Origin of the sequence: Cohnella suwonensis (assembly GCF_042655365.1) — a bacterium.
Classification (GTDB): Bacteria; Bacillota; Bacilli; order Paenibacillales; family Paenibacillaceae; genus Cohnella; species Cohnella suwonensis.
The window spans coordinates 122,520-145,182 of the sequence record NZ_JBHSMH010000111.1 but is presented as its reverse complement, the minus strand read 5'-3'; the positions used below and the strand labels follow the sequence as shown (position 1 = coordinate 145,182).

Below are 22,663 nucleotides of genomic sequence, written 5' to 3'. Positions count from 1 at the left end.
GGGGGGGGGGGGCAGAAACATAAACTTGTTACAGGATGGAGTGGAGAGGCATGCTTACATATATAAAGAATATTAAAATCAGAAATAAATTAATGGCTTTGCTTGCTATTCCTACAGTGGCTCTTCTCTTGACAGCTATGGTTACTATCGTAGTCATGAATATCTTGACAGCCAACAAATCCGAAATCTATTCCAGTTCCAGCCTGGTGTTAAACGCAGACAGAGACATGTACCAGGCTCTGACAGCAACCCAAAACCTTTTTACATATGACGGGCAGAGCAAAGAATTTGCCGCATCCATGGAGAGCTTTAACGAGAATGTGGAACAGGTCAATGACAGAGTACTGAAAGTGAATGAGCTGATCCAAAAAATACCGAAACTCGAAATCTACCTTCACAGCGAGTCAAAGGTATCACTGGAAGAGACCATCCAACAATTTGAAAAGACGTTTGCGGAATGGACGGTATTATCCCAGTCGCTTATTGAAGCCAAGTCAGGGAATGACACACAGATTGCCCTGCAAAAGACGAATGAATCGTTTAATGCTGCCAGAGACTATCTTAACCTAGCGGGCGAGATCATTGATGAGTTCTCAGCCAGTCAAATTTCGGAAGATAATGATCTGAAACAATCCTCCATATTCTATACCATATTATCCGTTTCGTTGGTTGTTATTTTAATCGTCGTAATCGGTATATTCTTTATCAAATCAATCACATCGCCAATTTATATATTGCAGGGGCTTATGGGCAGAGCAGAGAAGGGCGATCTGACTGTGCAAGGAAACTACGACTCAAAAGACGAAATCGGCCAGCTCAACAGCTCCTTTAACGCCATGCTGACCGGATTCAAAGAAACCGTGGCCAAAGTTCTGACGGCCGCCGAAGGGGTGTCCGCATCGGCGCAGGAGATTTCCGCCAGCACGGAGGAAATCGCAAGCAGCGGCAACGATCAGGCCAAGTCGGCGCAAACGATGAACGAGCTCTTCGGCGAGCTGGCCGAAACCATCAACTCGGTAGCGAGAAGCGCCGGGAATGCCGCCGACCTCTCGAACCGGATGATGGACATTGCCAAGGAAGGCGGCAATGTCGTCAATAAGTCGATCAGCGGCATGGACCGACTGAATGAGCAAGTGTCCAAGCTGGAGAACGATTCGAACAAAATCGGGGAAATCATCGAAGTCATCGACGACATCGCGGAACAGACCAACCTGCTTGCCCTGAATGCCGCGATCGAAGCGGCGCGGGCCGGAGACCAGGGGCGCGGCTTCGCCGTGGTGGCGGACGAAGTCCGCAAGCTGGCCGAACGCAGTGGCGAGGCGACGAAGCAAATCACAACCATTATCAAAGGAATGCAGCAGAATACGCTGCAAAGCGTGAAAGCGGTCGAAGAAGGAGTCGCTTCCTCGCAGCAAACGGGAGAAGCGTTTGAAAGGATCCTCTCAATGGTCAATCAATCCGGACTTATGGTATCGGAAATCGCGGAGGCAAGCGAGCAGCAGGCCGCTCAGACGACTGAGGTGCTTCATTCGATCGAGACGATCTCCTCTGCGACCGAGGAAGCCGCATCAAGCAGCGAGGAGACCGCTGCGGCTGCCCAGTCACTGGCCCAGTTGGCGGAAGATATGAATACGACCGTTTCCGTCTTCAAGATTCTTTGATGGTCGGGCAATACTCACTTTGTTGGAGTGACAGGCTACAAATGATAACGGTGCCGATCCATCTGGAAGGCATGGACGGCATGGAATTGTGTCTTGCCTTAGAAAGCTAATCTAATCCTGATTGGGAGCGTTGGTGCGACTATGAAAGTGTTGATCGTGGATGACGCCGCATTTATGCGGATGATGCTTCGGAGATTGATCGAGTCGGAGGGGCATGAAGTTGCGGGCGAAGCGGTGGACGGCAACGATGCGGTGGCCAAATACCGCGAGCTTCAGCCGGATCTGGTGACCATGGATATTACGATGCCCAATAAAGACGGAATTGCGGCCGTGCAGGAGATCCGGGCTTTCGACCCTAAAGCGAAAATTCTCATGACGTCGGCCATGGGCCAGGAACCGATGGTGAAGGCGGCGATCTTGGCGGGCGCATACGATTTTGTCATCAAGCCAGTGGAAGAAGAGCGGTTCAAAAAAGCCGTAGGACGCGCGGCGAAATAACCGAGTGATGAATTCACAAGACGGAGAGGCGAAGCAATATGCGTATTCTATATAACAGAAGGCTGGGCGGCAAGCTTACCGCTTTGTTCGCCATCCCGATTCTCGCGCTGGCGTTGATTATCGCGTTCGCGGTGAGAGATTTGGACAAGCTTACCGCCAAGCTTACGCACAGTCTATACGATGAGTCGTATTCCAGCGCCGATTACCTATTGAACGCGGACCGGGATCTGTATCAGGCTTATGTCGGCTTCTGGCAATACTTGCTTAACGATTCGTCCGAAAAGCGGGAGCAAGGCCTAAACGATTACGAAGAGAACATCGTCCAGGTCAAAGATAGAGTAGGAAAAGCGGCGGCGATATTCGACTCGAACCGCGGGGTATACGAGCAATTAAGAGACGCGAACAGCAAACGCACCGTGTTCGAGCATCTGCAAGGGTACGAAACCGACTTCAACCGTTGGATCTCGGAAACGGGAGCTATCATGAAAGGGTTCGAGAAAGCGGCCTCCGTCGATAAACAGAGCTGGTTGGACAGAGCGGACGGCGAAGATCCGATTTTCTCGTCCGTCAGGGAATATTTGAACGTATCGGAGGATCTCGTTAATGCCGCCGCCCAGAGCGGGATTGAACGGAACGATGAAGCAAAAAAGACGTTCGCGTCGGTATTGATAGCGGTCGGTTTGGCGGCTTTGCTTCTGGTCAGCGTCTTCGGATGGGCGCTCATCCGTTCCATCTCCTACGCTGTCCGAAAGATAGCCGGGGTTACTTCTTCAGTCGCCGAGGGCCGATTGCGAGTCGAAAGGTTGGAGATTCGCTCCCGGGACGAAGTCGGTCAGTTGGCTCAGTCCGTCAATGAAATGACCGATAACCTAAGAGATTTGGTTCGAAGCGTTCTTGTTTCCTCAGGACATGTTTCCGAAGCTTCCCGGAATCTTACGGCGGTCACCGAGGATATTTCGAGCAGCAGCGAAAATCAGGCCCAAGCCGCGAATTCGATGGCCGAGATGTTCAAGGAGCTGTCCATCGCGATCAACTCGGTAGCCCGAAGCGCGGAGCAAGCGTCCGGAATGTCCGAACGAACGACGGAAATCGCCCGCGAAGGAGGCCGGGTGATCCGGGATTCCATTGAAGGGATGAACCGGATCCATGGCCACATGCAGCGGCTCGAGGAAGATTCGGGCAAAATCGGCGAATTCAGCGAGCTGATCGACGAGCTCGCCGAGCAGACCAATCTTCTGGCTCTTAACGCGGCGATCGAAGCGGCGCGGGCCGGCGAAGAGGGACGGGGATTTGCCGTCGTGGCGGGGGAAGTGCGCAAGCTGGCCGAACGCAGCGGCGAGGCGACCCGGCATATTACGTCCATCATTAAGGTCATCCAAGAGAATACGAAGAAAAGCGTAATGGCGGTGGAAGAGGGAGTCGTTTCATCGCAAATGTCGGGCGTGGCGTTCGAGAATATCGTATCCATGGTGAACGAAACCGCTCTCAAGGTGACGGAAATCGCGGCCGCGAGCGAGGAACAGGCCGCGCAGGCCGAGAATGTCCTCCGTTCGATCGAAAGCATCACATCCGCCACGGAAGAAACGGCCGCGAGCAGCGAGGAAACCGCGGCGGCCGCGCACTCCCTTGAACGGATGGCCAGGGAATTAAGCGACAGCGCATCAGGCTTTAAGATTGAATAGGTTGATGACTGTTTTTTTTGTGAGAAAAAAATGTCGAACTATGTCATTTGAATAGTGCTTGTAGACCAAGACTTTAGTCTCTGCATGCAAATGGCATTTGAAAGGGGGAGGAAATTGTCAAGCCATCACAACGATCCGATTCTCGAGATGTACATCTTCGAATCTACTCAGCTGGTCGAGCAGTTGGAAACGATCTTCCTTGACTGCGAAAAGCGGCAGACCTTTACGCCGGAAGCGATAAACGAAATCTTTCGGTTCATGCACACTCTGAAAGGTTCTTCGGCCATGATGGGATTCGCCGGCATATCTTCTCTAGCGCATCTTGTTGAAGATCTGTTTGCCTGTCTAAGGGACGAGAAACCGCAGAATGTCGAATTTGCGTCGCTTTTCGACCTCATTCTTGACAGCCTGGATTTTATCAAGGTAGAAGTACATAAAATCAAAAACGGATACAGCCCCGACGGCGATGCGGCTGTCCTCGCAGATCGATTAAGCGTGTATTTAATCCAATTGAAGGGTGCTTCTTCCTTGCCCGTAAAGCTGCGGGAGCATGATGGTGTTCTTCCGAGTATGGAGCATTTTCTGCCGGAGCTGCCGTCCGAGCCGATTCGGGTGAGCGGCTGCAATCAATTGTTCAGAGTCGTCATCCATTTTTCGGAAGACTGCGGGATGGAGAACGTCAGGGCGTATCAAATCGTCCACGGCCTTACGGAAATCACGGACAAGTTCAAGTTTGTTCCCGGCGACATCCTGGACAATCACGACAGCGCCGACTATATCCGCAAACATGGCTTTCAAGTTTTCCTGGACACGGATAAATCCTATGAGGAAGTCCGGACTTATTTCTCAAGTACTTTATACTTGAAGGATTTGGATATCTATGCGACCGGTAACGAGACCGAGAACACGCCGACGGGCGAGCTGATAAAGGAGCCGTTCGACCAATCCGGACAGGATAAGGTTTACGCCGATTCCCAAGGAACCGCCTCCCAATCAAGCATGATCAGCGTCAATGTCGCCAAACTGGACAAATTGATGGATATGGTGGGCGAGCTTGTGATCGCCGAAGCGATGGTGACGCAGAACCCTGAACTGAAGGGCCTCGATCTGGACAATTTCCAGAAGGCGGCCCGGCAGCTGAGCAAAATTTCCGAGGAATTGCAGGATTTGGTCATGTCCATCCGGATGGTGCCGGTGGCGACTGCGTTTCATAAAATGCGGCGTATTGTCAGGGATATGTGCAAGAAGCTTGGCAAAGAGGTTGACGTCGAGATCATCGGCGAAGAAACCGAAATGGATAAGAACGTCATCGATCAGCTTTCGGACCCCATCATGCATATCGTCCGGAATGCCGTCGATCACGGAATCGAGCTTCCGGAAGAAAGGTTGGCCGCGGGGAAAAGCGCCAATGGCAAAATCACGCTGGAAGCGAGAAACCTGGGTAGCGAAGTTCTGATCCAGATGCGGGACGACGGCAGGGGGTTGAACAAATCGAGCATTCTTGCCATCGCGATAGAGAGAGGACTGCTGCAGAAGAACGAGAGCGAGATGACGGACAAGGAAATCTATAACCTGATCTTGCTTCCCGGATTTTCGACCAAGGAAAACGTGACCGAGTTCAGCGGCCGCGGAGTGGGAATGGATGTCGTGTTCAAAAAGCTGCGGAACCTGGGCGGCGCGATTGCGATCGACAGCATACCCGGCCGTGGCGCCGGCATGTCGTTAAGAATCCCGCTTACTCTCGCGATCATTGACGGCATGAATATCCGGGTGGGGGCTTCTTGTTATACGATTCCAACGTTGTCGATCAAGGAATCGTTCCGGCCGCTGGGCTCGGATGTGATTACGGATCCGGACGGGAACGAAATGATTATGGTCCGGGGACGGTGTTACCCGATTCTCCGGATCCATGAAATATACGACGTGGAGACGGAAGTAACCGACATCGGCGAAGGGATACTGATAATGGTAGAGGAGGGCGACAAGAGTCTTTGTTTGCTGGCGGACGAGCTGCTTGGCCAGCAGCAGGTCGTGGTCAAGACGCTTCCCAACTACTTCAAGAAGTATAAGAAAATCGAAGGGTTATCGGGTTGCACCTTGCTAGGAGACGGAAGCATCAGCCTGATTCTCGATGTCGCGGAGCTGGCCGGGAAGAGAAGCATGGCTCGGATCCCGTGAAGCGGTTTCAGCTTGTACAATCCCAATAACTTCCCAGGAGGATTTCCATTGAGATTTCTGAACGACAGAAGGATTGGTACGAGACTTCTCATGTTGTTGGCCGTTCCCGTCATAGCGCTTATGGTTGTCGCCGCGTTTGCCGCCGTCAATCTGAATGCCATAAAGGATAAATTGATTACATCCTTGTATGATGAAGCGTACGTAAGCTCCAGCTATTTGCTGAACGCCGATCGCGATTTATACCAGTCCTTGGTAAGTTTTCGGGCTTTTTTTAACGCGGAAGACACGGAAGAGCAAGAAGACGCGCTCAAGGACTATCAAGAAAATCTGGCTCAGGTTGAAGAGAGAGCCGGCAAAGCGGCAGACATCTTTGAAGCGAAGCATAGCTTCTATGCAGAGATTCGTAACGATGAATCGGGGAAAAACGCTTTCGAGCATCTCCTATTATTTAGAACGGATTTGAACGAATGGAAAACGAAGACGGAAGAAATGATCAAAGGATATCAAAGTGCTGCGGAGGAAGACAAGATGAGCTGGCAGGAACGGGCGGATAGCGCGGATTCGTTCTTCGATAGCGCCAGAAATCACCTTGATCTTCTTCAGGGTATCAACGACAACGGAGCTTTAATCGATATCGACGACGCGGATCGGACAGGAACCCGACTGCTGGTCGGTCTTAGCGCCGCGGTGCTGCTCTCTCTGGTCATTGCTGCCGCCTTCTCTTGGCTTCTCATTCGCTCGGTTACGAGACCGGTCAATACGCTGGCGGCTGCAGCGCATCAAGTTGCAGACGGGAATTTGGACGCCGACATCCGGATTGATACCAAAGACGAAATCGGTTTGCTAGCATCGGCATTTCGTCGGATGACGTCGAATTTGAACGAAGTCATGGGCAACATCCAGTCAGCCTCCGAACAGGTGGCAGCCGGAGCGAAGCAGGTATCCGAATCGAGCATGGCCCTCTCCCAGGGCGCAACCGAGCAGGCAAGCTCCGTCGAGCAATTAACCGCTTCCCTGGAGGAAATCTCCTCCCAGACCAAGCTGAACGCGGATAACGCCATAGAGGCTAATCATCTTGCCGAAGAAGCGAAAGACAACGCCGTTCAAGGAAACGAGCGCATGAAGGAAATGCTGAAAGCGATGGACGACATCAATGACGCTTCCGGCAATATTTCCAAGATCATTAAAGTGATCGACGAAATCGCCTTTCAGACCAATATATTGGCGCTCAATGCGGCTGTCGAGGCGGCAAGGGCGGGTCAGCACGGCAAAGGCTTCGCGGTGGTGGCGGAGGAAGTCCGCAATCTGGCGGCAAGATCGGCGGGCGCGGCGAAAGAAACGACCGACCTGATCGAAGGCACGATCAAGAAAGTCGATGGCGGCACCAAGATCGCGGGTGACACGGCCGCCGCGCTTAACAAAATCGTTGACGGCGTGGCGAAGGTGGCCAATCTGGTCAGCGACATCGCCGTGGCCTCCAATGAACAGGCGACGGGGGTTGCGCAAATCAACCAGGGCATCCTGCAGGTTTCCCGGGTCGTCCAGGCCAACTCCGCGACGTCCGAAGAAAGCGCGTCCGCCAGCGAAGAGCTTTCCGGCCAAGCGGCCATGATGCAGGAGCAGGTCGGCAAGTTCAAGCTGAAAAGAACGGCTCGCGCCTCATCGTATGCCGGGTTGGAGGAGCTCAGCACTGATGTTATACGAATGCTGGAAAGAAGGGAGGAAATACGATGAAACTGAACATCGGAATGAAACTCGTCGCGATGTCGCTCATTCTATTGCTGGGTCCTGTACTGGTGACTGGCATTACCAGCTACAACGCTGCAAAAAACCAGCTAAACAAGGCAGGTGAAATCGGTTTAAAGAACGATGTGCGTCTGGTTATTGAAATGATTAATGCCTTGGACAAGCAAGTTAAGCAAGGTCGAATCACATTGGAAGAAGCCCAGGAGCAGGTCAAGATCAGCATTCTGGGTCCCAAACGCGAGGATAACACGCGTCCGATTAACACGAAAATCGATATCGGCACACACGGCTATTATTTTGTTATGGATAAGAACGGGGTAGAGTTGGCTCATCCGAACATAGAAGGGAAGAACCTTTGGGATACAAAATCGAGCGATGGCGTGATGTTGGGACAAGAGATCATCAAGCAGGCATTGAATGGCGGGGGATATACCTATTACGCATGGGCTTTGCCGGGAAACCCCGACAAGCTAGCCACAAAAATCACCTACTCTGAGGCGGATCCGCATTGGGGATGGATCGTTGCTGCCGGTTCTTACTTGATGGATTTTAATCAAGGCGCGAACAACATCCTGAATAGACTGTATATGATAGTCGGCGTTGCTTTCATGATCGGAATCGGTCTTATCTACATCATGGCAAGGCACATATCGAAACCGATTTCTTTAGTTACAAGCCAATTGCAGCGCGTTGCCGACGGGGATTTAACATTGGAACCCATTCAGATGAAGAGAAGACGCAAGGATGAAATCGAGCAGCTTTCGTTTTTTACGAATGAAATGACCGCCAATCTGAACGAAGTCCTGGGCAACATCCGGGCGGCCTCGGAGCAGGTAGCGGCAGGCGCCAAGCAGGTATCCGAATCGAGCATGGCCCTCTCGCAGGGCGCAACCGAGCAGGCTAGCTCCGTCGAGCAATTAACCGCTTCACTGGAGGAAATCTCCTCTCAGACCAAGCTGAACGCGGATAACGCCATTCAGGCCAATCATCTTGCCGAAGAAGCGAAAGACAACGCCGTTCAAGGAAACGAGCGCATGAAGGAAATGCTGAAAGCGATGGACGACATCAACGACGCTTCCGGCAATATTTCCAAGATCATCAAGGTGATCGATGAAATCGCCTTTCAGACCAATATATTAGCGCTCAATGCGGCTGTCGAGGCGGCAAGGGCGGGTCAGCACGGCAAAGGCTTCGCGGTGGTGGCGGAGGAAGTCCGCAATCTGGCGGCAAGATCGGCGGGCGCGGCGAAAGAAACGACCGACCTGATCGAAGGCACGATCAAGAAAGTCGATGGCGGCACCAAGATCGCGGGCGACACGGCCGCCGCGCTTAACAAAATCGTTGACGGCGTGGCGAAGGTGGCCAATCTGGTCAGCGACATCGCCGTGGCCTCCAATGAACAGGCGACGGGGGTTGCGCAAATCAACCAGGGCATCCTGCAGGTTTCCCAAGTCGTTCAAACCAACTCCGCGACGTCCGAAGAAAGCGCGGCCGCCAGCGAAGAGCTTTCCGGCCAAGCGGCCATGATGCAGGAGCAGGTCGGCAAGTTCAAACTGAAAAGAACGGCTCGTGCCTCTCGCATGCCGGGTTTGGAAGCTGAGGCGGCTGCCCCGAAATAATGTACATATCACATTCGGTAAAGGAGATGAAGGCATGGCGGGAGATTTGGTTCAAAATGAAACGTTTGAGGAAGACGCCCAGAAAGACAAGTTTCTGACCTTCTCGCTTGGAAGCGAGTTTTACGGAATCGAGATCAAGCAGGTGACCGAAATCATCGGCATCCAGGCGATTACGGGAGTTCCCGAGCTTCCCGATTACATCAAGGGGATCATTAACTTGCGGGGGAAGATCATCCCGGTCATGGATGTGCGGTTGCGGTTTAAGAAGTCTTATCGGGAATACAACGACAGAACCTGCATCATCGTGATCGACATACAGGACATTTCCATCGGGCTCATCGTCGACAGCGTATCCGAGGTTTTGTCCATTCCGGGGGAAGAGATCGTGCCTCCGCCGGACGTAAGCAAGGGCGTCAACCGATATATCAAAGGAATCGGCAAAGTCGGGACCGAAGTCAAACTTCTTCTCGACTGCGATAAGCTTCTGAACGACAACGAAGCCGACCAGCTCATACAGATCCAATAAAACGGGGGAATCGACAATGAAATGGTTCTATAACATGAAGATCGGGAAGAAACTGATCGTATCCTTTATCTTGGTTGCTCTATTGGCAGGCACCGTCGGCGTAATCGGGATCAACAGCCTGCGAAGCGTGGATAAGAAGTATACGGATCTTTATAACAATTTTGGCATGGGGCAAGCGTACTTAGGCCGCGTGGGAACGAACTTCCAGAGAATTCGGGTTCTAATCAGGGATGTGACTTCCAGCGATGACCGTTCCGAACAAGAGGGATATCTTGCAACGATCAAAGATCTGGATGAGAGGATCGACAATCGTCTTACCGAATTCGAGGCGACCATTCAAACGGAAGATGCGCATCAAGACTTTAATGCGTTGAAGGAGACTTTGCAGAGTTATAACCCTATTCGAGACAAAGCTCTTGGTTTGGCTATTGAAGAACGTGATGAAGAAGCGCAGGCTTTATTGGAAGAAGGAACGCCTCTAGCTCTGAAGGCTTACGAATTGATTGACAAATTGTTCAAAAACAAAGAAGCCGGAGGGGAGGAACGGGCGGAAGAGTATTCAGATTACGCAAACACCACGATCATGACCATGATCGGAGTCGTGATCGGAGCGATGATTCTGGCGGTAGTGCTGGGCATGTTCATCTCCCGGATCATCAGCAATCCGGTCAGGAGGATGGTCGACGCGGCTTACCAGATTGCGGATGGGGACCTGAATGTCTCGATCCAGGTGGACACCAAGGACGAAATCGGCACGCTCGCGTCCGCTTTCCGCCAAATGACGGACAACCTAAACGAAGTCATGGGCAACATCCAAGCAGCCTCCGAACAAGTGGCGGCCGGAGCGAAGCAGGTGTCCGAATCGAGCATGTCCCTCTCCCAGGGAGCAACCGAACAGGCCAGCTCGGTCGAGCAATTGACCGCCTCCCTGGAGGAAGTTTCCTCCCAGACCAAGCAAAACGCCGACAACGCAACCCGGGCGAATCAGTTTGCCGACGAGGCGAAAGATAACGCCATCCAAGGCAATGAGCGGATGAGGGAAATGCTCAAAGCGATGGGCGATATCAACGACGCTTCCGGCAATATTTCCAAAATCATTAAAGTCATCGACGAAATCGCCTTTCAAACCAACATACTGGCGCTTAATGCAGCCGTAGAGGCGGCGAGAGCGGGGCAGCACGGCAAAGGCTTCGCGGTTGTGGCGGAAGAGGTCCGCAATCTGGCGGCAAGGTCGGCCAATGCCGCGAAGGAAACGACCGATCTGATCGAAGGATCGATCAAGAAAGTCGAGGGCGGAACCAAAATCGCGGGCGAAACGGCCGACGCGCTGGGCAAAATCGTGGATGGCGTCGCAAAGGTCGCCAATCTGGTCGGCGATATTGCCGTGGCCTCCAATGAACAGGCGGCGGGAGTTGCGCAAATCAACCAAGGGATTATGCAAGTCTCGCAGGTCGTGCAGACGAATTCGGCGACATCCGAAGAAAGCGCGGCCGCGAGCGAGGAGCTGTCGAGCCAAGCTACCATGATGCAGGAGCAGGTCGCTAGGTTCAAATTGAGAAGGACGTCGCGTTCTTCCCAGTATGCCGGATTGGAGGAGCTCAGCCCCGATGTCATTCGCATGCTTGAAAGCATGTCGGACAAGAATCGCTCAAACGGATCGGCCGACGAAGCCTATTCGGAGACTGTGGCGGCAAGCTCGAAAAAAATCGTTTTAAGCGACAGGGAGTTCGGAAAATATTAATCTATCGAAGGCTTGATAAGGTGTGTGGCTATGGTTTCGATTACGAATAAGGAATTCACGCAGCTGGCGGATTTCATCCGATCCCATTACGGCATTCATTTAAAGGATGAAAAACAGTCGCTCATCACGGGAAGGCTTCACCTGGTTCTTCAGCAGCTGAATTTCAACAGCTTTACGGAGTATTTCGAATATGTCGTCTCCGACCGTTCCGGAGACGCCGCCGTTACTCTTATCGATAGAATAACGACCAACCACACGTTTTTCATGAGGGAAACGAAGCATTTTGACGTGATGAGAGATAAGGTTCTTCCTTATCTTTCGGGCACGGTCAGGGATAAAGATTTGCGCATCTGGAGCGCCGGCTGCTCCTCGGGCGAAGAACCGTATACGCTCGCGATGCTCATCGACGAATTTTTCGGGCAGCAGAAGAGGTTCTGGGATACGAAGATTTTGGCGACGGATATTTCCGAACGCGTGCTGGACATGGCGATCAAGGGAATGTATCCGAATGAATCGTTGGAATCCTTGCCGGCGCATTGGAAGCTGAACAATTTCCGGAGAATGTCCGCCGATCGCTCGGTCGTTGCCGACAAGATTCGCCAGGAAGTCATTTTCCGCAAGTTCAACCTGATGGAGGAAACCTTCCCGTTCAAAAAGAAGTTCCATGTCGTCTTTTGCCGGAATGTCATGATTTATTTCGACAACGCGACCAAGATGGAGCTCGTTCGGAAGTTTTACGACATCATGGAACCCGGGGGTTACTTGTTTATCGGGCATTCGGAATCGCTCGACCGCGACAAGACGAGGTACAAATATGTCATGCCCTCCGTATACCGCAAGGAATGAGGGGTAAATGGAGGTGCCGGTATGGCCGCAGCAAAAAAAATCAGGGTGCTGATCGTTGACGATTCCCTTGTTTTCCGCGAAGTGCTGAGGAAGGGGCTTTCCTCCGACCCGGCGATCGAAGTGGTGGCCGTAGCCGTCGACCCCTTCGATGCCCGGGATAAAATCCTTCGCTATCAACCGGACGTCATGACCAGCGACGTAGAGATGCCGAAAATGAACGGAATCGAGTTTATCCGCAGGCTCCTGCCTCAGTATGCTCTGCCGGTAGTCGTGGTCAGTTCGGTCAATGCGGCCGTCTTCGACGCGATGAAAGTCGGAGCGGTCGATTTCGTGGCCAAACCGGATTTAAGTTCGGTCGGGAACGTGGAAACGTTCCTCCGCGAGCTGATTCGGGCGGTCAAGATCGCAGCACAGGCCAAAGTAATGACTGCCGAAGCCGTTCGAGTCGATCGAACTGTTGCGCTTAAAGCGGCGGGCGCGAAGATTACCTCGAGAATCGTTGCCATAGGCGCTTCCACGGGAGGTACGGAAGCTATATACCGGGTATTAAGAGATTTGCCTTCCGACATGCCCGGAATCGTCATCGTCCAGCATATCCCGCCCGTGTTTTCGCGAATGTTCGCGGACAGACTCGATAAAGCCGTGCCGCTGGAGGTAAAGGAAGCCGAGGATGGCGACAGGCTGGAGCCGGGCAGAGTGCTGATCGCCCCGGGAGACCGCCACGTCCGGGTCCGCAAGATCGGCGATTCCTACAAGGTGGAATGCTTTCAAGGAGATAAAGTAAACGGACACTGTCCTTCCGTCGACGTGCTGTTCGATTCGATCGCTAAGGAAGCGGGAAACCGGGCAGTCGGCGTTATCCTTACGGGTATGGGCTACGATGGCGCGAAGGGGCTTCTGGCCATGCGCCGTAAAGGCGCGAGGACGATAGGCCAGGATGAAGGTTCTTCGGTCGTGTACGGGATGCCGAAAGCGGCGTATGAAATAGGAGCCGTGGAAAAGCAAGCGCGTCTTTCGGATATCGCTCAAGCTTTATTATCTACTTTGGATTAGAAGGGGAAAGAGACGACATGGCGGAGTTAAGGATAAAGGGAGGAAGCCGATCTCAGTGAACGCACATTTGATCCCTTATCTTCTGTTATTTCTTCCTTCCTTGCTCCCCTTATATCTGGCAATGGAGATCTATTTGCGGAATAGGGAGAACGTTCTGAACCGCTTAACGGCGATTTGCGTTGCGACATACGGTTTGATGATATTGGGTAACTTCTTCAACCAGACGATGCCGTTGGATCTTGCGCCTTTCGCTAGCCGGTACATTAAATATGTGGCTACATTCGTGAACTTGTCGGCCGGGTTATATTTCGTACTGCTATTCTGCAAATCCCGGATACGGCCCGCATTGCTTCACCTGACAGCGCTGCCGCCGATGGCCGGCATCGCTTGTCTCCTTTCGGGCGCATCCGAATTTGGCGTTGCGGTGCTGCCGGGGACCGTCTGGCGGACGGAGGTTAGAAGCGATGGTTTAGCTCTTGTGCTGGCGTTGTTCACCTTATATGCCACTGCGGTTTATATCACCCACCTGGCGCTGGCTCTTCGCCGGTTGAAATTAAAGCCGTGGCTTGCCGAGGAGAGGAAACGGGTTCGCTTGTTTCTTTGGGCTGTCGCCCTGACCATGGTCTCGATAGCGGTGCTTCAATTTGTGTTAAAGCCGCTTCCCTGGTCCAATCCATATGTGGATTTCGATCTCCTATCATCGTACCCAACCCTATTTTACTGCTGGGCGTTTCGATACGCGGTGCTCCGTTACGATTTCCTGTCTTCGACTGACAGCCGCTACAAAGTCCTGTTTAACCGGTCCCCGATCGGCATTTCGATATTCAACGATCAAGGGATGCTCCTGGATGCCAATTCGGCCTATCTCCGCATGCTTGGGATAGCCGATCTGCCCGATAATAAATGGCGAAATTCTCCCATTCGAAATTACGCGGCCTATGAAGACAACGGAGACGCGGTACGTCAAATGAACGAGGCATTTCGGGATAAAAGACCGCTCAGGCTGGAGAGGCTCATGACCAACCGGATAAACGAATCCTATTTCGTAGACAAATCGGTTTCGTATTTCGAATTGGACGGAGAGATCCTGGCTTTCGCGATGACCCAGGATATCACCGCCCAGAAGGCAAGCGAAGAAAAGCTGGCTTTTCTGGCCAATCACGATCCTCTCACGCGACTCGGAAATCGAAGATGGTTCTATGAAAAGCTGACGAAGGAGCTGAACCGGCTTCAGGAGACGGATAAAATGCTTGCCGTCCTGCTGATCGATCTGGATCATTTCAAATGGATCAACGATTCGCTGGGCCACCACGCCGGCGACGAGCTGCTGTGCTCGGTCGCGGAGCGGTTTGCGGAGGTTGTTCCGGATAACGGCTGCCTGACCCGGTTGGGAGGGGACGAATTTGCACTGTTGCTTCCGGGTTTGTGCTCGGAGTACGAGGCGGAAGCGTTCGCCAGGGAATTGATAGTGAAGCTGAGAGGAGCCTTCATCCTTAGCGGGCGCCATTTTCAAATTACGGCCAGCGTCGGGATCAGCCTCGCCCCTCGGGACGGAAGCGACGCGGAGGAGCTTCTCCGGAATGCGGATACGGCCATGTACAGCTCGAAGAAAGAAGGGCGGGACCGGTACGGGAAGTTTCAGCCGCAGCAGAGAATGGCTGCCGAACAGACGAACATACTTATCAACGGACTCAAAAGCGCTTTGGAGAAGGATGAATTCACCCTCCACTATCAGTCGCAATTCGAACTGCGGACTGGCCGTCTGATTGGCGTAGAAGCGTTGCTCAGATGGCATTCCGCGGAGCTGGGGCCGGTGCCGCCGGGCAACTTTATCCCGATCGCGGAAGAAACCGGGGCTATCATCCCGATCGGCGAATGGGTCCTCCGATCGGCAATCGAGCAAGGAAAACGGTGGATTCAATCGGGCTTGCCCGAACTGCTCCTATCCGTCAACGTATCGCCTCGGCAGCTTCAAGACCGGCAGTTTGCGGGCCTGCTTGCGGTGATGCTGATGGAGCAGGATTTTCCGGCGGGCAATCTTTGCCTTGAAATTACGGAAAGCTATGCGATCGAAGACATGGAGCAATCGCTTCAGGTTTGCCGTGAAATCGTCGGGCTGGGCGTGAAGCTTGCTCTCGATGATTTCGGAATCGGGTACTCCTCTCTCGGCATGCTCAGCCGTTTTCCGTTCCGAACCGTAAAAATCGACAAATCGCTCATACGTGACATTGATTCGAATCCCTATGATGCCGATGTCGTTCAGACCATCGTGAAATTATCCGGCAATAAGGGGATGGAAGTGTTGGCCGAAGGGGTGGAGACGGAATGGCAGATGGAATTGCTAAGGCGTTTCGGCTGTCATTCGGTGCAAGGTTATTTGCTCGGGCGCCCGGTTCCGGCCGCAGAGTTCGGGAAGGCGCATCTTCTCGGTAGGGGTGAGCGGGAATGAAAGACTTGCAGTTGTTTCTGTTCCTGTTCGTCCCATTCATGATTCTCATGCTCGGCTCTGCGGAAATCTACAAGCGAAATCCCGGAAGCGCGATGAACCGCTTGGCGGCTGCGCTTCTGTTGACGAATGCCGTCTTCTATCTTGGCGATATACTGCTGCAGACCGTTTCTATGAATGCCGCTGCCGGTGTCTATCTGTATGTGAAAATCGGTGCCGGATTCATAAATATGTCGGTAGGGATTTATTTCCTGCAGGAGCTGTGCCGTTCGCCGGTTCGCCCGGTATGGTACCAAGCCGGTGCGCTTCTGCCTCTGATTGGTCTCGTTTGCATAGGTTATGGAGGCTCTTGGTTCGGGACCGAGGTGCAGCAGGAGACGATTTGGAGAACAGTGAAGAGGAGCGACGGACTGAACCTTCTCATCGTCGCTAGTACTTTATATTCGTTTGCTACGTATTACATCCACCTGTGGTTAGCATTTCGAAGATTGAAGTCGAAACCGTGGCTCGTTCAGGAAAGAGCGAATGTGACTCTCTTTATGAAGACCTGCCTTGCTATGGTATTGTGGTTGGTTCTATGTCCGCTTCTGTTTACGATGTTTCCGCTGTCAAGTTACTTGCAACTCCATGTGATGATGTCATACGCAAATATGTTCTTTTGCTGGGCAATCTGGTATGCGATGGTTCATTACGATTTCCTGTCCGCGCCGGAAAAGCGGTACAAGCTGCTGTTCCGGGAGTCCGGGCACGGTATTGTGATTTTCGACGAGAATTGGAGATTCGTGGATGCGAATCCGGCATATTTGCGCATGATCGGGATCGAGGATGACGCGGATATGAGCTGGAAGGGAGCGTCGTACACCGACTATATCCGTTTGGAAGGATTCTTGTTTTCCAGCGAAGAGATCAAGCGGCGTTGGCTGGAGAAAACGCCGTACTACACGGAACTGCGATTGACGAACCGGTCGGAGCAAAGCTTTGACATTAACGTACAAATTCATTTTTTTGAAATGGAAGGCCAAATCGGGGCACACGTAACGGTGTATGACATTACCGCTCAGAAAAAAAACGAACGGCAACTGCTCTTTCAGGCCAATCACGATCCGTTGACTCGGCTGGCCAATCGGAGGCGGTTTTATGAGAAGCTGGACGAAGTGCTCCGGAGACAGGAACGGTCGGACGGCATGCTGGCCGTATTTCTGATCGATCTGGACCAGTTCAAGTGGATTAACGATACGCTTGGACATTATGCGGGGGACGAGCTGCTGCTGTCGGTTTCGGACCGCCTGAGGGAAACCGTCCCGGAGTATGGCTGCGTAGCCCGGCTCGGAGGGGACGAATTCGGAGTGCTGCTCCCCGGCATGCAGACGGAGTATGAAGCCGACGCGATGGCGCTGGAATTGATTAATAAGCTGAGACCGGCATATGCCGTGATGGATCAGCCGCTCCAAGTGACGGCAAGCATCGGAATCAGCATCGGGCCAAGGGACGGCATCGATGCTGAAACGCTCGTCCGCAATGCGGATATGGCCATGTACAGGTCCAAAAGCAATGGAAGGGACCGGTACATGAAATATGTCCCCGCCTTGAGCGATACGGCGGAAAAAACGCTCGTTCTGGTCAACGGACTTCGAACCGCGTTGGAGCATAATGAATTCGAACTGCATTACCAGCCGCAAATCGACCTGCAAGCCGACCGGATCATCGGGGTCGAAGCGCTGCTGCGCTGGCATTCTCCCAAGCTCGGGCATGTCTCGCCCGCCGACTTCATTCCAATGGCCGAAGAGACGGGAGCGATCGTCCCGATCGGCGAATGGGTCCTTCGGTCGGCGGTTGCCCAAGGGAAGCAATGGTTGGAGAGCGGACGTACCGGGCTGGTCATGTCGGTCAACTTATCCGCCCGGCAGTTCAGGGAGCCCCGTCTGGCCGACCGTTTGACCGAGTTGCTGCAGGAATACGATTTTCCGGCCGGCAACCTGTGCCTTGAAATAACGGAAAGCACCGCCATCGACTATTTGGAGCAGACGCTTGCCGTATGTCAAGAAATCGTAAGGCTGGGAGTCAGGTTATCCATCGACGATTTCGGCACCGGATATTCTTCGTTGGGTATGCTGAGCCGTTTCCCGTTTCACACGGTCAAGATCGATAGGTCGCTTATTCGCGATATCGACACGGACCGCAAGGATGCGGCCGTCTTCCGGACGATTATGAGCTTGTCCCGCCGGCTGGGGATGGAAGTATTGGCGGAAGGCGTGGAGACCGAAGCCCAGCTCGATCTCCTGAAACGGTTCAGGTGTCATCAAGCGCAAGGTTATTTATATGGCCGGCCAATGCCTGCGGAGGGAATCGACGCCCTGCTGTTGGAAAGCGGCGAGAAAGAGAGGGAAACGGATGGTGTACTATGACTCGCCGTTTGCGCAGGTTTTATGGAACGATATCATCGAAGCCGCCGTCCTGCAATGGATAAGAGATGCTCATGGCGATCATTTTCGAACGCCCATGGAGAAAGTGTTGGAGCTGGCGAATCTTCGGCAAGCCAAGAAGGTGCTGTATGACACCCGTCTATTGTTTGAAATCGCGGAAGACGATCGGCAATGGGCCTCTAACGATATGTATCCGAGATTATTGCAATCCGAAATCAGGTTCGCGGCCGCGGTTTTACCGGTACATATTTTAACCAAGCCGCTGTATAACGAAGTTTCCGCCGGAGCGGGGAGTATTCCGATCGTATTCGGCCACTTTGCCAACCTGGAAGAAGCCGGTCAATGGCTATATGAAATCGACTGAGGAGGACCTTAGAACATGGCGAAAATTCTGGTTGTAGACGATGCCGCATTTATGAGAATGATGCTGAAGGAGATGCTCGCGAAAGGCGGGCATCAGGTGGTCGGCGAGGCTGCCAATGGTGCGGAAGCGGTCGAGCAATACCGCAAGCTGGTTCCCGACCTGGTGACGATGGATATTACCATGCCGGTCATGGAAGGAATCGAAGCCGTCAGGCTGATCAAGCAGGAGCACCCGAACGCCAAGATCATTATGTGCTCCGCCATGGGACAGCAAGGGATGGTTGTCGAGGCCATTCAGGCCGGCGCCCGGGATTTTGTCATTAAACCGTTCCAGCCGGAAAGGGTGCTCGAAGCGGTCATGAAGGTTTTGGGGTAGAACGGAAAGCGTTGATTAACAAATCTCAATATAGAAGGCGTGAAGAGACAGCATGAGATCTATTCAGTGGAAGCTTATGTCGTTTGTCGTTTTGATTATTGTTTCGATCCTGACCGTCAATCTGATTCTCATTCAATTGACTCTAAACAAGACTTCCGGTTACACAAGCGACTTATTGGCGAACCAACTAAGCGAAAAGGTCAATCTGATAAAAAGAGGGGTCGATTCCGAAGTCGCCAATATCGCGCAGACGTCCGTGCTGGTTGCGGAGCAGATCGCGTCCAACCCGCAAGTGGTGCAAGCAATCAAAGAAAACGATAAAAGTACGCTTCATCGGTTGCTGGACGGCCCCGCCAAGGAATACAAGTCCAAGCTCGGAATCGACCTGATCTGGTTGACGAAGCTGGAAGACCGTGCATCCGACGGCCGAACGCCTATTCTGGCTTGCCCGTCCAATCCTTCTTTCGACGGCTTTGATCAGTTGAACTACAGCTCGACCAACAAATCGCTCGATACCGGCGGGACGGTGTCCTCTTGGGAAGTGAACGAAGAAGACGGCAAGCTGCAAATTACCGCGCCTATCAAGGAAAACGGCAAGGTGATCGGAGCCGTTGTCGTGGGAAAACAAACATATAAACCGATGCTGCAGGTCGTTTCCGACTCGACGGACACTGCGAGCAGCTTATTTTTGATTAACAATAACGATTATTATGTGATGACTGACGTGGAGAAGGATAATCTGGGCAAGCTCCTCTTCGCCGATTCGCATGAAAAGCTGAAAGATAAAGCCGCCAATTTGTCTGTCTTAGCGAAACAGAAGCCGGTTTATCGGCAATTGTTGCCGGTGCTCGAAGAAGCGAGAAAATCATCGAAGCCGTTAATCAAAAACGTGGAGTTGGACGGGAAACCTTACGCATCCTACCTGATTCCGCTGCTCACCGACAAAGGGGAAGTAAGCGGTATTTTATTTAACCGGATCCCCGGCTTCGTCGCTTCCCAGCAAGAGATTAAAGACAAGACCTCTTCGCTGCAACTGACCGGTTATGTCATCTTGTTCATCCTTCTCGTTGCCGGATTGTTGTGTTCGTTCATCCTGTCCCGGAGCATCAGCAATCCGATCAAAAAAATTTCCGGGATGCTGCATGACATTGCAAACGGCGATCTGACCAAGAGGATGGAGCATAAATCCAAAGACGAAATCGGTCAATTGTATCGAAGCGCCCAGATGATGGCGGACAACCTGAAGTCCATCATTCAGGACGTAAACGACGCTTCCATGCAAGTCGCCGCTTCCTCGGAGGAACTGACCGCAGCCGCTCACGAATCGAGCAAAGCTTCCGAGGTAATCGCCGTGTCAATCAACGAAGTGGCTGAAGGGGCCGAATCCCAGTTCTCGACGGTCAAGAATTCGAAGGAAACGGCCGATGGGATCGCAAACCATGTCGAGGCGATGCTGCTCACCATTCAAAGCGCCGCCGGTTCGGCGCAATCCACTTCCGGAACAGCCGAACAGGGTCATGCCCTCGTAACCGGCACGATGAATCAGATGCAGGTCATTCAAGAGAAGTCCAATCTGACGCAAGAGGCGATCGCTCACCTGACCCGCAAGTCCGAAGAAATCAGCAAAATTCTCTCCACCATGTCCGATATCGCCGGACAAACGAACTTGTTGTCGCTCAATGCTTCCATTGAAGCGGCCAGGGCGGGCGAGGCCGGGAAAGGCTTCTCGGTCGTTGCGGGTGAAATTCGCAAATTGGCGGACCAATCCGCTAACTTCGCCCAACAAATCGAGGTTATCATCCGCGAGATTCAGCTGGAGTCGGATCGATCGTTCATCTCCATCCACGACGCGAAATCGGCGATTGAAGACGGCGTAACGTTGGTTGCGAAATCGGGAGAGCTATTTAAGGATATGTTTTCTTCAATCGAGCAGATCGCTACCGATATGCGGGAAATCTCGGGGTCTATTGAGCACGTTTCGCACGGAACCGCCGGAATGGCGAACAGTATGAACGCGATCGAACAGATTTCGCAGAACTCCGTATTCCATACGCAGAATGTGGCTGCATCCGCCGAAGAGCAAAATGCTTCGATGGAAGAGATGTCCAATTCGGCTGCGGATTTAGCGAAAATGGCGGAAGCTTTGCAGTCGGCTATTGGGAGATTTAACATTTAACCCAAAGATTGAAGGTGTTGAAGAATGGAAAGAACAATCGTCATCCCGTTAGTGAAACATGAGCGGACAAGCTCTCGAACTTTAGGGGTCGAAACGGCGGTGCGATCTGTCGCGGGAAGTTTCGACCTTACGCCGCGCGAGTCGGAAATCCTTGAGTTGCTCGCCGTATATGGCTTTACGAACCGTGAAATCGCCGAAAGGTGCGTAATCAGCGAAAAAACGGTCAAAATCCATATCTCGAACATGATGAAAAAAGCAGGCACCGGCTCCATTCGGAAGCTTTTTTCCATGATCTTTATTTCGATGAACGACGGTCTAACCCGATAGAGGAATTGGAGAGAGTACATTATGAGATTGATCCGTATCCAAGAGTACAATGAGCAAACGATGCAGCTCGCCAAGCCGGTGTACGACGGCAAAAGGCGGATTTTGCTAGCGGCAGGAAATACGATTCATCCCAAGTATTTGGAGCGCCTGATCGATATCGGCATCACTAATTTGATCGTGGAGGATGCCGTGTCCAAAGGCGTTACGATGGAAGAGCTGCTGGACATGCCGACCTGGTTGGATGTCATCGATTGCGTCAAATCTGCTTATGAAGCCGTCCGGACGGGCAAGCCGATCAATTTGCGCGACTTGCTGCAGAAAGCGGGGAAGCTGATCGATGAAGCTTCGCGCCGTCCGATCATTGTGCCCGTCCCATCCGCTATGGTGGCTGACGAGCTGAAGGATTACGCTCATGCCGTCAACGTTGCCATTATGTCTTTGCAAACGGGCAAACAGCTGGGCTACAACCAACTGCAGCTTAGGGATCTGGTCGTCGGGGTCCTTCTTCACGATATTGGCAAAGCCAAAGATAAAAGTAAAGAAGCTCACCCGGAAACGGGCTTTCAAATCATTCGCGCCATACGCGAAATCAGCTTGCTTTCCGCGCATATCGCTTACCAGCACCATGAAACGCTTGATGGCAAAGGATTTCCTCGGCAGTTGGCGGGGAAGGAAATTCATGAATACGCCCAAGTTTGCGCCGTTGCCGATCTGTACGATCATTTAATCGCAGATGAAGGAACAGCGCCCCATGAAGCGATGGAAGTGATTATGGGGCAGAACGGAATCAAATACTCGGAGAGTGTCGTTTCCGCTTTCGTGAAGTCGATTCCCGCGTATCCGCCGGGCACGAAGGTTCGGCAGTTGGACGGGAAAGAGGCGATTGTGACCCGCATTATCGATCATCTGCAAAGACCCTGCATCCGTTTGCTCGCGACAGGCGAGGAGCTTTTTTTAACAGATCATCCTTCCGTATTAATAACAGCGGGATAACAATCGGAT

General features: G+C 52.6%; 17 protein-coding genes. All 17 read left to right on the top strand.

All coding sequences use genetic code 11. The features are described 5' to 3' along the window. Nucleotides 1–50: 50 nt before the first annotated feature. The 17 genes from ACFPPD_RS23935 (at nt 51) to ACFPPD_RS23855 (ending at nt 22,654) form a co-directional block, all read left to right on the top strand. A complete protein-coding gene (locus ACFPPD_RS23935; protein WP_378083632.1) occupies nt 51–1,661 on the top strand; it encodes a methyl-accepting chemotaxis protein in 1,611 nt (536 codons plus the stop codon). Between the two features lie 141 nt (nt 1,662–1,802). Then, nucleotides 1,803–2,159, top strand: a complete 357-nt coding sequence (locus ACFPPD_RS23930; protein ID WP_209744027.1) for a response regulator — start codon at nt 1,803–1,805, stop codon at nt 2,157–2,159. 38 nt (nt 2,160–2,197) lie between these two features. After that, complete coding sequence (locus tag ACFPPD_RS23925) at nt 2,198–3,841, top strand: methyl-accepting chemotaxis protein (RefSeq protein ID WP_209744024.1); 1,644 nt, start codon at nt 2,198–2,200, stop codon at nt 3,839–3,841. 114 nt (nt 3,842–3,955) lie between these two features. Continuing rightward, nucleotides 3,956–6,019, top strand: coding sequence for a chemotaxis protein CheW (locus tag ACFPPD_RS23920; RefSeq protein ID WP_209744022.1), 2,064 nt, complete (start codon nt 3,956–3,958; stop codon nt 6,017–6,019). Nucleotides 6,020–6,067: 48 nt separating this feature from the next. Beyond that, nucleotides 6,068–7,753, top strand: coding sequence for a methyl-accepting chemotaxis protein (locus ACFPPD_RS23915; RefSeq protein ID WP_209744019.1), 1,686 nt, complete (start codon nt 6,068–6,070; stop codon nt 7,751–7,753). Then, on the top strand, nt 7,750–9,384 hold the full coding sequence (locus tag ACFPPD_RS23910) for a methyl-accepting chemotaxis protein (RefSeq protein WP_209744015.1): 1,635 nt from the start codon (nt 7,750–7,752) through the stop codon (nt 9,382–9,384). The genes ACFPPD_RS23915 and ACFPPD_RS23910 overlap by 4 nt, the downstream gene beginning before the upstream one ends. A gap of 34 nt (nt 9,385–9,418) precedes the next feature. Continuing rightward, a complete protein-coding gene (locus ACFPPD_RS23905; RefSeq protein WP_209744012.1) occupies nt 9,419–9,910 on the top strand; it encodes a chemotaxis protein CheW in 492 nt (163 codons plus the stop codon). 16 nt (nt 9,911–9,926) lie between these two features. After that, complete coding sequence (locus ACFPPD_RS23900) at nt 9,927–11,651, top strand: methyl-accepting chemotaxis protein (RefSeq protein ID WP_209744009.1); 1,725 nt, start codon at nt 9,927–9,929, stop codon at nt 11,649–11,651. Between the two features lie 30 nt (nt 11,652–11,681). Further along, nucleotides 11,682–12,497, top strand: coding sequence for a CheR family methyltransferase (locus ACFPPD_RS23895; RefSeq protein WP_209744006.1), 816 nt, complete (start codon nt 11,682–11,684; stop codon nt 12,495–12,497). A gap of 21 nt (nt 12,498–12,518) precedes the next feature. After that, nucleotides 12,519–13,550 carry a protein-glutamate methylesterase/protein-glutamine glutaminase gene (locus tag ACFPPD_RS23890; RefSeq protein ID WP_209744004.1) on the top strand — a complete coding sequence of 344 codons (1,032 nt, stop codon included), beginning with the start codon at nt 12,519–12,521 and terminating at the stop codon, nt 13,548–13,550. A gap of 55 nt (nt 13,551–13,605) precedes the next feature. Then, entirely contained in the window at nt 13,606–15,999 is a 2,394-nt protein-coding gene (locus ACFPPD_RS23885; protein ID WP_209744001.1) for a putative bifunctional diguanylate cyclase/phosphodiesterase, read from the top strand. Then, nucleotides 15,996–18,401, top strand: a complete 2,406-nt coding sequence (locus ACFPPD_RS23880) for a putative bifunctional diguanylate cyclase/phosphodiesterase (RefSeq protein WP_209743998.1) — start codon at nt 15,996–15,998, stop codon at nt 18,399–18,401. Before ACFPPD_RS23885 ends, ACFPPD_RS23880 begins: the two co-directional genes overlap by 4 nt. After that, complete coding sequence (locus tag ACFPPD_RS23875; protein ID WP_209743994.1) at nt 18,388–18,783, top strand: hypothetical protein; 396 nt, start codon at nt 18,388–18,390, stop codon at nt 18,781–18,783. Before ACFPPD_RS23880 ends, ACFPPD_RS23875 begins: the two co-directional genes overlap by 14 nt. Before the next feature lie 15 nt (nt 18,784–18,798). Further along, nucleotides 18,799–19,158: a response regulator gene (locus ACFPPD_RS23870; RefSeq protein WP_209743991.1), complete on the top strand. Its 360-nt coding sequence runs from the start codon at nt 18,799–18,801 to the stop codon at nt 19,156–19,158. Between the two features lie 52 nt (nt 19,159–19,210). Next, nucleotides 19,211–21,334 carry a methyl-accepting chemotaxis protein gene (locus ACFPPD_RS23865; RefSeq protein ID WP_209743987.1) on the top strand — a complete coding sequence of 708 codons (2,124 nt, stop codon included), beginning with the start codon at nt 19,211–19,213 and terminating at the stop codon, nt 21,332–21,334. A 24-nt stretch (nt 21,335–21,358) separates the two neighbouring features. Then, nucleotides 21,359–21,661 carry a LuxR family transcriptional regulator gene (locus ACFPPD_RS23860; protein ID WP_209743984.1) on the top strand — a complete coding sequence of 101 codons (303 nt, stop codon included), beginning with the start codon at nt 21,359–21,361 and terminating at the stop codon, nt 21,659–21,661. 21 nt (nt 21,662–21,682) lie between these two features. After that, a complete protein-coding gene (locus ACFPPD_RS23855) occupies nt 21,683–22,654 on the top strand; it encodes an HD-GYP domain-containing protein (protein WP_209743980.1) in 972 nt (323 codons plus the stop codon). Nucleotides 22,655–22,663: the final 9 nt, after the last annotated feature.

Coding starts and splice junctions, on each gene's coding strand:
- ACFPPD_RS23935 (WP_378083632.1), top strand. CDS start 51: ATGCTTACATATATAAAGAATATTAAAATCAGAAATAAATTAATGGCT.
- ACFPPD_RS23930 (WP_209744027.1), top strand. CDS start 1,803: ATGAAAGTGTTGATCGTGGATGACGCCGCATTTATGCGGATGATGCTT.
- ACFPPD_RS23925 (WP_209744024.1), top strand. CDS start 2,198: ATGCGTATTCTATATAACAGAAGGCTGGGCGGCAAGCTTACCGCTTTG.
- ACFPPD_RS23910 (WP_209744015.1), top strand. CDS start 7,750: ATGAAACTGAACATCGGAATGAAACTCGTCGCGATGTCGCTCATTCTA.
- ACFPPD_RS23905 (WP_209744012.1), top strand. CDS start 9,419: ATGGCGGGAGATTTGGTTCAAAATGAAACGTTTGAGGAAGACGCCCAG.
- ACFPPD_RS23900 (WP_209744009.1), top strand. CDS start 9,927: ATGAAATGGTTCTATAACATGAAGATCGGGAAGAAACTGATCGTATCC.
- ACFPPD_RS23895 (WP_209744006.1), top strand. CDS start 11,682: ATGGTTTCGATTACGAATAAGGAATTCACGCAGCTGGCGGATTTCATC.
- ACFPPD_RS23890 (WP_209744004.1), top strand. CDS start 12,519: ATGGCCGCAGCAAAAAAAATCAGGGTGCTGATCGTTGACGATTCCCTT.
- ACFPPD_RS23880 (WP_209743998.1), top strand. CDS start 15,996: ATGAAAGACTTGCAGTTGTTTCTGTTCCTGTTCGTCCCATTCATGATT.
- ACFPPD_RS23875 (WP_209743994.1), top strand. CDS start 18,388: ATGGTGTACTATGACTCGCCGTTTGCGCAGGTTTTATGGAACGATATC.
- ACFPPD_RS23870 (WP_209743991.1), top strand. CDS start 18,799: ATGGCGAAAATTCTGGTTGTAGACGATGCCGCATTTATGAGAATGATG.
- ACFPPD_RS23865 (WP_209743987.1), top strand. CDS start 19,211: ATGAGATCTATTCAGTGGAAGCTTATGTCGTTTGTCGTTTTGATTATT.
- ACFPPD_RS23860 (WP_209743984.1), top strand. CDS start 21,359: ATGGAAAGAACAATCGTCATCCCGTTAGTGAAACATGAGCGGACAAGC.
- ACFPPD_RS23855 (WP_209743980.1), top strand. CDS start 21,683: ATGAGATTGATCCGTATCCAAGAGTACAATGAGCAAACGATGCAGCTC.